This window comes from Pseudomonas sp. NPDC087346 (assembly GCF_044744235.1).
Lineage (GTDB): Bacteria > Pseudomonadota > Gammaproteobacteria > Pseudomonadales > Pseudomonadaceae > Aquipseudomonas.
Genome location: NZ_JBIUXX010000100.1, coordinates 1 through 10,793 on the forward strand (window position 1 = coordinate 1; position 10,793 = coordinate 10,793).

At 59.6% G+C, this 10,793-nt stretch carries 9 protein-coding genes; 8 read left to right on the forward strand and 1 reads right to left on the reverse strand.

Annotated elements, in window-relative coordinates; translation table 11 throughout:
- On the forward strand, positions 1-1,256 hold a 1,256-nt coding region (locus tag ACIOZM_RS30000; protein WP_401220901.1), incomplete at its 5' end, for a malic enzyme-like NAD(P)-binding protein.
- 248 nt (positions 1,257-1,504) lie between these two features.
- Here the strand turns inward: ACIOZM_RS30000 and ACIOZM_RS30005 are convergent.
- Positions 1,505-3,949, reverse strand: coding sequence for a penicillin-binding protein 1A (locus ACIOZM_RS30005; protein ID WP_401220926.1), 2,445 nt, complete (start codon positions 3,947-3,949; stop codon positions 1,505-1,507).
- Positions 3,950-4,168: 219 nt separating this feature from the next.
- Here ACIOZM_RS30005 and ACIOZM_RS30010 point away from each other — a divergent pair, with 219 nt between their 5' ends.
- From ACIOZM_RS30010 to aroB, 7 genes are all read left to right on the forward strand, one after another.
- Positions 4,169-5,233, forward strand: a complete 1,065-nt coding sequence (locus tag ACIOZM_RS30010; protein WP_401220904.1) for a pilus assembly protein PilM — start codon at positions 4,169-4,171, stop codon at positions 5,231-5,233.
- Positions 5,233-5,799, forward strand: coding sequence for a PilN domain-containing protein (locus ACIOZM_RS30015; RefSeq protein ID WP_401220907.1), 567 nt, complete (start codon positions 5,233-5,235; stop codon positions 5,797-5,799). Before ACIOZM_RS30010 ends, ACIOZM_RS30015 begins: the two co-directional genes overlap by 1 nt.
- Positions 5,796-6,419 carry a type 4a pilus biogenesis protein PilO gene (gene pilO, locus ACIOZM_RS30020; RefSeq protein WP_401220910.1) on the forward strand — a complete coding sequence of 208 codons (624 nt, stop codon included), beginning with the start codon at positions 5,796-5,798 and terminating at the stop codon, positions 6,417-6,419. The genes ACIOZM_RS30015 and pilO overlap by 4 nt, the downstream gene beginning before the upstream one ends.
- Positions 6,416-6,943: a pilus assembly protein PilP gene (locus ACIOZM_RS30025; RefSeq protein ID WP_401220913.1), complete on the forward strand. Its 528-nt coding sequence runs from the start codon at positions 6,416-6,418 to the stop codon at positions 6,941-6,943. Before pilO ends, ACIOZM_RS30025 begins: the two co-directional genes overlap by 4 nt.
- 13 nt (positions 6,944-6,956) lie before the next feature.
- A complete protein-coding gene (gene pilQ, locus ACIOZM_RS30030; RefSeq protein ID WP_401220916.1) occupies positions 6,957-9,029 on the forward strand; it encodes a type IV pilus secretin PilQ in 2,073 nt (690 codons plus the stop codon).
- Positions 9,030-9,033: 4 nt separating this feature from the next.
- Complete coding sequence (gene aroK / locus ACIOZM_RS30035) at positions 9,034-9,552, forward strand: shikimate kinase AroK (protein WP_401220918.1); 519 nt, start codon at positions 9,034-9,036, stop codon at positions 9,550-9,552.
- Between the two features lie 152 nt (positions 9,553-9,704).
- The coding region (gene aroB / locus ACIOZM_RS30040) for a 3-dehydroquinate synthase (protein ID WP_401220920.1) at positions 9,705-10,793 on the forward strand (1,089 nt) is incomplete at its 3' end.

A 10,793-nucleotide genomic window follows, 5' to 3' on the forward strand; every position in this document is an offset into this window, starting at 1 on the left:
AAACTGCCGCTCTCGAATATCATGCCAATCCTCGTCCAGGGAAGCGGAGTGTCGAGCTCACCACGGCCACTGCTACCGCTCGCGACTTGTCGCTGGCCTACAGCCCCGGCGTAGCTGAACCAGTGCGTGAGATCGCTCGCGATCCTGAACTGGCCTACAAATACACTGGCAAGGGCAACCTGGTTGCAGTCATTTCCGATGGCACCGCGATTCTCGGCCTGGGTAACCTCGGCCCATTGGCTTCCAAGCCAGTTATGGAAGGTAAAGGCGTACTGTTCAAGCGCTTCGCCGGCATCGACGTTTTCGACATCGAAGTCGATTCCGAAAGCCCGCAAGCCTTCATCGACACCGTAAAACGCATTTCCATCACCTTCGGTGGTATCAACCTGGAAGACATCAAGGCACCTGAGTGCTTTGAGATCGAACGTGCTCTGATCGAGCAGTGCGACATTCCGGTATTCCACGATGACCAGCACGGCACCGCTATCGTGACCGCTGCGGGCATGATCAACGCCCTGGAAATCGCTGGCAAAACCCTCGCTGACGCCAAGATCGTCTGCCTGGGCGCCGGCGCTGCGGCCATCTCCTGCATGAAACTGCTGGTGAGCATGGGCGCACGCATCGAAAACATCTTCATGGTTGACCGTACCGGCGTAATCCACTCCGGCCGTGACGACCTGAACCAGTACAAAGCGGTGTTCGCTCACGCGACCGAAAAACGCACCCTGGCAGACGCTCTGCAAGGTGCTGACGTGTTCGTCGGTCTGTCCGGCCCGAACCTGCTGAGCGCTGAAGGCCTGCTGTCGATGGCGGCCAACCCGATCGTCTTCGCATGCTCGAACCCTGATCCGGAAATCTCCCCGGAACTGGCGCACGCCACCCGTAACGACGTGATCATGGCCACCGGCCGTTCGGACTACCCGAACCAGGTCAACAACGTTCTGGGCTTCCCGTTCATCTTCCGTGGTGCTCTGGACGTTCGCGCCAAACGCATCAACGAAGAAATGAAAGTGGCAGCGGCCAACGCCCTGCGTGAACTGGCCAAGCTGCCTGTTCCTCAGGACGTGTGCGATGCCTACGGCGGTGCTCCGCTGGAATTCGGTCGTGAGTACATCATTCCGAAGCCAATGGACAAGCGCCTGATCACCCTGATCTCCGATGCTGTGGCCAAAGCCGCAATCGAGACCGGTGTGGCAACCCTGCCGTATCCGAAGAACTACCCGCTGAAAAGCGTGGATGACGTGTTCAACGGCTAAGTCGTTGTAGCGCCTCAACCAAAAGCCCCGACTCGTCATGAGTCGGGGCTTTTTTGTGCCTGAAGTATTTGTGGTGCTGGTAATGGCCTCATCGCCAGCAGGCTGGCTCCCACAGTTTTTTGGTGCTGCGCATTGCTCCCTGTGGGAGCTAGCCTGCTAGCGATGAGGCCAGTCGAATCACCGTAAAACCATAGGCATAAAAAAGCCCCGCACTTCTCACGAAGGCGGGGCTTTTCAGTGGCGAGGGATCAGAACAGATCGATCGGCGCCTGATCATCCGCTGGCAGCGGGCTGCCTGGCGCTACGCCGTTACCCAGTTCATTCACCGATGGCGGCGTATCTTCCGACTTGAACAGCTCGAAGTACGCGCCTGGCGTGCTTGGCGACGCTGCACGGCCGCTTACCGGATCAACCCGCAAGCTCAACAGGCCTTCCGGCTCCGGCTGAACATGCGGTGGCTTGTCTTTCAGCGCCGCCGACATGTAGTTCATCCAGATTGGCAGCGCCACGGTGCCACCGAACTCGCGGCGACCGAGGCTTTCCGGCTGATCGAAACCGGTCCAGACCGTGGTCACGTAATCGGCGTTGTAACCGGAGAACCACGCATCTTTCGATTCGTTGGTGGTACCGGTTTTACCGGCGATGTCGCTGCGGCCCATGGCCAGCGCACGACGACCGGTGCCGAGCTTGATCACGTCCTGCAACATGCTGTTGAGGATGTAGGTGGTACGACCATCGACAATCCGCTCAGCCACTGCCGGGGTTTGCGGCGCTGCGGCGCTGCCCGGGGCTTCACCCGGTACCGGCGCAGCGTTGACGGTAATCGACTGGCTGACAGGCGCTGCGAAGCCATCGGTGGCCGAGATACCTTGCGGTACGGTCGGCGGGTTGGCGACGAACAGCGTGTCACCGTTACGGCTTTCAATCTTGTCGATGATGTACGGGGTGATCTTGAAGCCGCCGTTGGCGAAGGCGCTCCAGCCAGTGGCAATCTCCATCGGCGTCAGGGTTGCAGTGCCCAGCGCCAGCGACAGGTTTGGCGGCAGATCCTGCTTGTTGAAACCGAAGCGGGTGATGTAATCGATGGTCTTGCCGACGCCCATCGCTTGCAGCAGGCGGATCGACACCAGGTTACGCGACTTGTACAGCGCTTCACGCAGACGGATCGGGCCGAGGAAGGTGTTGGTGTCGTTCTTCGGACGCCAGACCTTGTCCAGGTACTCGTCGACAAACACGATCGGCGCGTCGTTGACCAGTGTGGCGGCGGTGTAGCCGTTATCCAGTGCAGCGCTATAGACGAACGGCTTGAAACTCGAACCCGGCTGACGCTTGGCTTGCATGGCACGGTTGTAGTTGCTCTGCTCGAAAGCAAAACCGCCGACCAGCGAGCGAATTGCACCGTTCTGCGGGTCCAGCGACACCAGAGCGCCTTGCGCCTGCGGAATCTGGCTGAACTTCAGCGAGTTGTTCGGCTGACGCTGTACGCGGATCAGATCGCCGATCTGCGCCACATCCGACGGCTGGCGCGGTGCCGCACCCATGCTGTTGGTATTGAGGAACGGGCGGGCCCATTTCATGGTGTCCCAGGCGACGTGTTCTTCGCCGGTGCGAGTCAGCACTTGCAGGCCGTTTTTATCGACTTGCGTGACGATGGCCGGTTCGAGGCTGCTGATCGTGCGTTGTTTGGTCAGCTCGCTGGCCCAGGCTTCGTGGGTTTTACCCGGCAGGCGCGATTCCGGGCCGCGATAACCGTGGCGCTGATCGTAAGTCATCAGGCCTTCGTGCAACGCAGTGTTGGCCATTTCCTGGAGGTTGCTCGGCACCGTGGTGGTAACGCGGAAACCTTCGGTGTAGGCGTCGCTGCCGTAGCGGCCGACCATTTCGGCGCGGGCCATCTCGGCGATGTACGGCGCGTTCACTTCCGGCGTCGGTACGTGATAGCTGGCGTTCAGCGGCTCATTGATCGCAGTGGTGTAGTCGGCTTCGGTGATTTTGCCGAGCTTGTACATGCGGCCGAGAATCCAGTCGCGACGTTCTTTACTGCGCGCCGGGTTAGCCAGCGGGTTGAAACGCGACGGGGCTTTCGGCAGGCCGGCGATCATCGCCATCTGCGCGAGGGTGATGTCACGGATCGACTTGCCGTAATACACCTGCGCCGCTGCCTCGATGCCGTAGGCGCGGTTACCCAGATAGATCTTGTTGACGTACAGCTCAAGGATTTCGTCCTTGGTCAGCTGACGTTCGATCTGCAGGGCCAGAAGGATTTCAGTGGTTTTGCGCGAGAAGCTGCGTTCGCTGGTCAGGAAGAAGTTCTTCGCCACCTGCATGGTGATGGTGCTACCGCCGGACTGAATGTGTCCGCTTTTGACCAGTTGGGTCGCGGCGCGCATCAGGCTGCTCGGATCAACGCCATAGTGGTTAGCGAAATTGTCGTCTTCAGCACTTAGTAACGCATTAATGAAATTGGGCGGAATGTCGGCGAAACGGATCGGAGTACGGCGCATTTCGCCAAACTCTGCGATCAACTTGTTATCGCTGCTGTAGACCCGAAGCGGAATCTGCAACTGAATGCTTCTCAGCGCCTCCACAGAGGGCAAACCCGGACTAAGGTAAAGATACGCGCCGCTGAGACCTAAAAGCAGTCCGCAGAAAACGGCGACGATGGACCAACCGAAAAATTTCAGCAGACGAATCAAGGCGTTTGGACATCCAGGGCAAAGAATGAATTTGGCGACGGGGTTGCGGCTACATGAGGAACGGCCCGCGCCAGCAGTAAACAGCGGAAAAAATCGCTGGGCATTATAAGCATTTTTCCGCCGGGGGCGTCATTTGCGCTGCTGTCAAGACGGGGCCAGGGAACGCAATGCGCATTACAGAGTCCGTAACTCACGGAAAGTCATAGGGAATTGGTAGTGCTAGGACTCTTCAATAAAAAGACCAAAACGTTACTGGGGATCGACATCAGCTCCACCTCGGTGAAGCTGCTGGAACTGAGCCGTCAGGGTGACCGCTACCGGGTCGAGGCCTACGCGGTAGAGCCGTTGCCGGCGAATGCCGTGGTCGAAAAGAACATCGCCGAGCTTGAAGGCGTCGGTCAGGCGCTGTCGCGGGTGCTGGTCAAAGCGCGCACCGGGCTCAAGAGCGTGGCGGTGGCTGTCGCCGGTTCAGCGGTGATCACCAAAGTCATCGAGATGGACGCCGGACTTTCCGACGACGAACTGGAAAACCAGCTCAAGATCGAAGCCGATCAATACATTCCCTACCCTCTTGACGAAGTCGCCATCGATTTCGAAGTCCAGGGCGTATCGCCGCGCAACCCGGAACGAGTCAACGTGCTGCTGGCCGCTTGTCGCAAGGAAAACGTCGAAGTCCGAGAGGCCGCATTGGCGCTCGCCGGTTTGACGGCGCGGGTGGTGGACGTCGAGGCTTATGCGCTGGAACGCTCGTTCGGCCTGCTCGCTGGCCAATTAGCGGCCTCGCAGGAACGCCTGACCGTCGCGGTGGTGGACATCGGTGCGACCATGACCACCCTCAGCGTCCTGCACAACGGCCGAATCATCTATACCCGCGAACAACTGTTCGGTGGTCGGCAACTCACTGAAGAGATTCAGCGACGCTACGGCCTGACCGTGGAACAGTCCGGGCTGGCGAAGAAGCAGGGCGGTCTGCCGGACGACTATGTCAGTGAGGTCTTGCAGCCGTTTCGCGAGGCACTGGTGCAACAAGTGTCGCGCTCGTTGCAGTTCTTCTTCGCCTCCGGGCAATACAACGCGGTCGATCACATTCTGCTGGCCGGTGGCACCGCATCGGTGCCGGGGCTGGATCGCCTGATCGAACAGCGCCTCTCGACCCCGACTCAGGTCGCCAACCCGTTCGCCGACATGGCCTTGAGCAGCAAGGTCAACGCCGGGGCTCTGGCCAGTGACGCGCCGGCCCTGATGATTGCCTGCGGGCTCGCGCTCAGGAGTTTCGACTGATGGCGCGGATCAACCTTTTACCCTGGCGCGAAGAGCGTCGCGAAGAGCGGCGCAAACGCTTCCTGCTGGCCCTGATTGGCGTGGTGGTCGGTTCGGTGGGCGCGGTGTTTATCGCCGACCAGATCATCAGCGCCGCCATCGAGCGGCAAGCAGCGCGCAACGCCTACATCGGCAAACAGATTGCGGTGGTCGACGAACGGATCAAGCAGATCAGCGAACTCAAGGCGCGTCGTCAGCAACTGGTCGAGCGCATGCGCATCATCCAGGACCTGCAAGGCAACCGGCAGATCAGCGGGCGGATCTTCGATCAACTGGCGCGCACGCTCCCGGACGGGGTGTATTTCACCAGCGTGAAAATGGCCGGCAAGACGATTTCGATCAGCGGCGCGGCGGAGTCGAACAACCGGGTTTCGGAGCTGATGCGCAACCTGGACGCTTCCGACTGGTTCGACGCGCCGAGTCTCAACGAAGTGAAGGCGACTACCGCCGGTCAGGTTGATCAGGCCAATGTCTTCCAGCTGACCGTTCGTCAGACTCAGCCACCTCTGACGGAGGCTGAAAAATGAAGCCGTCCGAATGGTTACAAAGCCTGCGCGACATTGATTTCAGCGATCTGGACACCAGCAATATCGGTTCCTGGCCGGCGGCGGTAAAAGCGCTGGGGGGCGGATTGTTGATGATTCTGGTGTTGGCGCTTGGCTATAACTTTTTCATCAGCGACATGGAAGATCAGCTCCAGCTCAAGCGTCTGGAAGAAGGCGCGCTCAAGGAACAATTCGCCAGCAAGGCACATCTGTCAGCCAACCTGGAGCTGTACACCCAGCAGATGAAGGAAATGGAAAACTCCTTCGGCGTGCTTCTGCGTCAACTGCCCAGCGATACCGAAGTTCCGGGATTGCTGGAGGACATCACCCGTACGGGATTAGGCAGCGGCCTCGAATTCGAAGAGATCAAGTTGCTGCCGGAAGTCACCCAGCCCTTCTATATCGAATTGCCGATCCAGATCACCGTTACCGGCTCTTATCACGACCTCGCCACCTTCGTCAGTGGTGTGGCCGGGTTGCCACGGATTGTCACCTTGCACGACTTCGAGCTGGCGCCAGCCAGTCCGGACGGCGGCACCAAGTTGCGCATGAGCATCCTCGCCAAGACTTACCGCTATAACGACAAGGGGCTGGATAAATGACCCCGAACCGTTATTTCGTGTTGTCGATGCTGCTGTTTGGTCTGAGCGGTTGTGGCGGCGGCGATGATTTCAGTGATCTCGACGCCTACATGAACGAGGTGCGGCTGCGCCCGCCCGGCAAGATCGAGCCTACGCCGACATTCCACTCCTACCCGACGTTTACCTACAGCGCCGCCAATCTGCGCAGCCCGTTTTCGCGTCAGGTGCGGGTCGATCTGGCCGGGCAGAAGCACGGCTCGCGCAACGTCAAACCCGACCCCAACCGGGTCAAGCAGTACCTCGAAGGCTTCAATATCGAGCAGTTTGAAATGGTCGGCACGATCTCCAACGCCTCCGGCTCCTTTGCGCTGTTGCGTGGCGCGGGCGGGGTGCATCGGCTGAAAGTCGGCGACTACCTGGGGCGCAACGACGGACGCATCGTCGCCATCAGCGCCTCGGAAGTCGAGGTGGTCGAAATCGTTCCCGACGGCGAAGGCGCCTGGCTGGAGCGTCCGCGCACCATTCCTTTGAAAGAGCACTCATAGTGGAAGTCGAACAATGAACAGGATTTTCTCCACCCTCGGTTTTTCGCTATGGATAGCGCTGCTGTCGCCGATGGTACAGGCGGCCAATCTGAAGACGCTCGATGTCGCGGCGTTGCCGGGGGATCGGGTCGAACTGAAGCTGTCGTTCGATAGCCCGCCGCCGCAACCCAAGGGTTACACCACCGAATCCCCGGCGCGGATCGCTCTGGATTTGCCGGGTATCGCCAGCCAGTTGGCGAACAAGAACCGAGAGTTGGGCAGCGGTAATGCCCGCACCGCCACTGTGGTGGAAGCGAACGACCGTACGCGGCTGATCATCAGCCTGACGCAGTTGTCGCCCTATGCGACCAGAGTTGAAGGTAACAATCTGTTCGTCGTGGTCGGGCAGGGCGCCCCGGCGACTAAACCGCGTCCAGCTACCCCCGCAGCACGTCCGGTCGCAGCCCCGGTGAAAGCTTATGTACCCACAGCCAAAGCGATTCGCGGCGTGGACTTTCAGCGTGGCACTGCCGGAGAAGGTAACGTCATCATCGATCTGTCGGACCCGACCATTGCCCCGGATATTCAGGAGCATGACGGCAAGATCATCCTCAGCTTTGCCCGCACGCAATTGCCGGAAAAGTTGCGGGTGCGCCTCGACGTCAAGGATTTCGCCACCCCGGTGCAGTTCGTCAATGCGGCGGTGAGCGGGGACCGAGCGACTATTACTGTCGAGCCCAGCGGCACGTTCGACTACTCGACCTTCCAGACCGACAACAAACTGACCGTCAGCATCCGCCCGATGACCGTCGATGACTTGCAGAAGCGTAATGCCGACCGCAACAGCTACAGCGGCGAAAAGCTCTCGCTGAACTTCCAGGACATCGATGTGCGCTCGGTGCTGCAACTGATCGCCGATTTCACCAACCTCAATTTGGTGGCCAGCGACACGGTGCAGGGCGGCATCACCTTGCGCCTGCAAAACGTACCATGGGATCAGGCGCTGGATCTGGTGCTGAAAACCAAAGGTCTCGACAAGCGCAAGATTGGCAATGTGTTGCTGGTCGCTCCGGCTGACGAAATTGCTGCACGTGAACGTCAGGAACTGGAATCGCAGAAACAGATCGCCGAGCTGGCGCCGCTGCGCCGCGAGCTGTTGCAAGTGAATTACGCCAAGGCTGCCGACATCGCCAAACTGTTCCAGTCAGTGACCAGCGCCGAGGCGAAAGTCGACGAGCGTGGCTCGATTACCGTCGATGAGCGGACCAACAACATCATTGCCTACCAGACTCAGGATCGCCTCGACGAACTGCGGCGGATCGTGGCGCAACTGGATATTCCGGTGCGCCAGGTGATGATCGAGGCGCGGATCGTCGAAGCCAACGTCGATTACGACAAGAGCCTCGGCGTACGCTGGGGCGGTTCGATCCAGAACAAGGGCAACTGGAACACTTCCGGGGTCAGTAATGGCACCTCATCGACAATTGGCACGCCGGGTAGCACCAGCACCAATTCGCCGTTCGTCGACATGGGCACGATCGGAAATACATCCGGTATCGGTATCGCATTCATCACTGACAACGTGCTGCTCGACCTCGAACTGACCGCCATGGAGAAGACCGGTAACGGCGAAATCGTCTCGCAGCCGAAGGTAGTCACCTCCGACAAGGAAACCGCGAAGATCCTCAAGGGCACCGAGATCCCCTATCAGGAAGCCAGCTCCAGCGGCGCCACGTCGGTGTCGTTCAAGGAGGCTTCGCTGTCGCTTGAAGTGACGCCGCAGATCACCCCGGACAACCGCATCATCATGGAGGTCAAGGTCACCAAGGATGAGCCGGATTACCTGAACAAAGTCCAGGATGTACCGCCGATCAAGAAGAACGAAGTCAACGCCAAAGTGCTGGTGAACGACGGCGAGACCATCGTGATTGGTGGCGTTTTCTCAAATACTCAGAGCAAGGTCGTAGATAAGGTGCCATTTCTTGGCGAGGTGCCGTATCTTGGCCGCCTTTTCCGGGGTGATGTGGTTTCGGTGTACAATTGCGAGGTGCTGGTATTTCGCTCTCGGCGGATGTTGAATAACCAGGCGATTGCTGTGAGTCGTTGATTCTGTGAGAAATTTGATTCTTGTAGGACCGATGGGGGCTGGAAAAAGCACCATCGGCCGATTGCTGGCCAAAGAGCTGCGCCTGCCATTCAAAGATTCCGACAAGGAAATTGAATTGCGCACGGGCGCCAATATCCCGTGGATCTTCGACAAGGAAGGCGAGTCGGGCTTTCGTGACCGCGAGGAGGCGATGATCGCCGAACTCTGCGCGTTCGATGGCGTGGTGCTGGCGACCGGTGGCGGTGCGGTGATGCGTGATGCCAATCGCAAGGCCCTGCACGAGGGCGGGCGAGTGGTGTATCTGCACGCCTCCGTCGAGCAGCAAGTTGGTCGCACCTCCCGCGATCGCAACCGCCCGTTGCTGCGTACCGCCAATCCCGAAAAAACCCTGCGCGACCTGCTGGCGATCCGTGATCCGCTCTATCGGGAAATCGCCGATCTGGTGGTGGAAACCGACGAACGGCCACCGCGCATGGTCGTGCTCGATATTCTCGAGCGTCTGCAACAACTGCCGCCCCGTTAAAGCGCCGCGAGAAATGCGCTATCCTCGGCGTCCTGTCATAGCCCGTCGAGGTTGTGGCGGATGGCGAGCGAGCGGCGTCATACCCGCTATAGATCGCAGATAACCAATAATTCAGGGCAGGACGCCTGCTTCCATCTTCACTGTGGGGACACATGCAGACACTCAAGGTCGATTTAGGCGAGCGCAGCTACCCGATTCATATTGGCGAAGGTTTGTTGGATCAGCCTGAGCTGCTGGCCCCGCATATCCATGGGCGGCAAGTGGCAATCATCTCCAACGAGACCGTTGCGCCGCTCTATCTCGAACGTCTGACCCGCAGCCTGACGCAGTTCTCAGTGGTTTCCGTGGTGTTGCCTGATGGCGAAGCCTTCAAGAACTGGGAAACCCTGCAACTGATCTTCGACGGCCTGCTGACGGCCCGTCATGACCGCCGCACCACAGTGATCGCCCTCGGTGGCGGGGTGATCGGCGACATGGCCGGGTTTGCAGCTGCCTGCTACCAGCGCGGTGTCGATTTCATCCAGATCCCTACCACATTGCTGTCTCAGGTCGATTCGTCGGTGGGCGGCAAGACCGGGATCAACCATCCGCTGGGCAAGAACATGGTCGGCGCGTTCTACCAGCCGAACGTGGTGCTGATCGATACCGCTTCACTCAATACTCTGCCGGCGCGTGAATTGTCCGCCGGTCTGGCAGAGGTCATCAAATACGGTCTGATCTGCGACGAACCGTTCCTGACCTGGCTCGAAGACAACGTCGACGCCCTGCGTGCGCTGGACCAGAAGGCCCTGACGTACGCCATCGAGCGCTCCTGCGCGGCCAAGGCTGCGGTGGTTGGCGCCGATGAGAAGGAAACCGGCGTGCGCGCCACGCTCAACCTTGGCCACACCTTCGGCCACGCCATCGAGACCCACATGGGCTATGGTGTCTGGTTGCATGGTGAAGCGGTTGCAGCGGGTACGGTCATGGCGCTGGAAATGTCGGCGCGACTGGGCTGGATCAGCGAGCAGGAGCGTGATCGCGGCATTCGTCTGTTCCAGCGCGCCGGTTTGCCGGTGATTCCGCCAGCGGAGATGACCGAAGCTGATTTTCTCGAACATATGGCAATTGATAAAAAAGTGATCGACGGTCGTCTACGCCTGGTGCTGCTGCGCCGGATGGGCGAAGCGGTGGTGACCGGCGATTATCCGAAAGAGGTTCTACAGGCCACGCTGGGAGCGGATTACCGCGCTCTGGCTCAG

Excerpts from the sequence above, each read along its gene's own strand:
- pilQ (WP_401220916.1), top strand. The coding sequence starts at position 6,957 with ATGAACAGGATTTTCTCCACCCTCGGTTTTTCGCTATGGATAGCGCTG.
- ACIOZM_RS30025 (WP_401220913.1), top strand. The coding sequence starts at position 6,416 with ATGACCCCGAACCGTTATTTCGTGTTGTCGATGCTGCTGTTTGGTCTG.
- ACIOZM_RS30015 (WP_401220907.1), top strand. The coding sequence starts at position 5,233 with ATGGCGCGGATCAACCTTTTACCCTGGCGCGAAGAGCGTCGCGAAGAG.
- pilO (WP_401220910.1), top strand. The coding sequence starts at position 5,796 with ATGAAGCCGTCCGAATGGTTACAAAGCCTGCGCGACATTGATTTCAGC.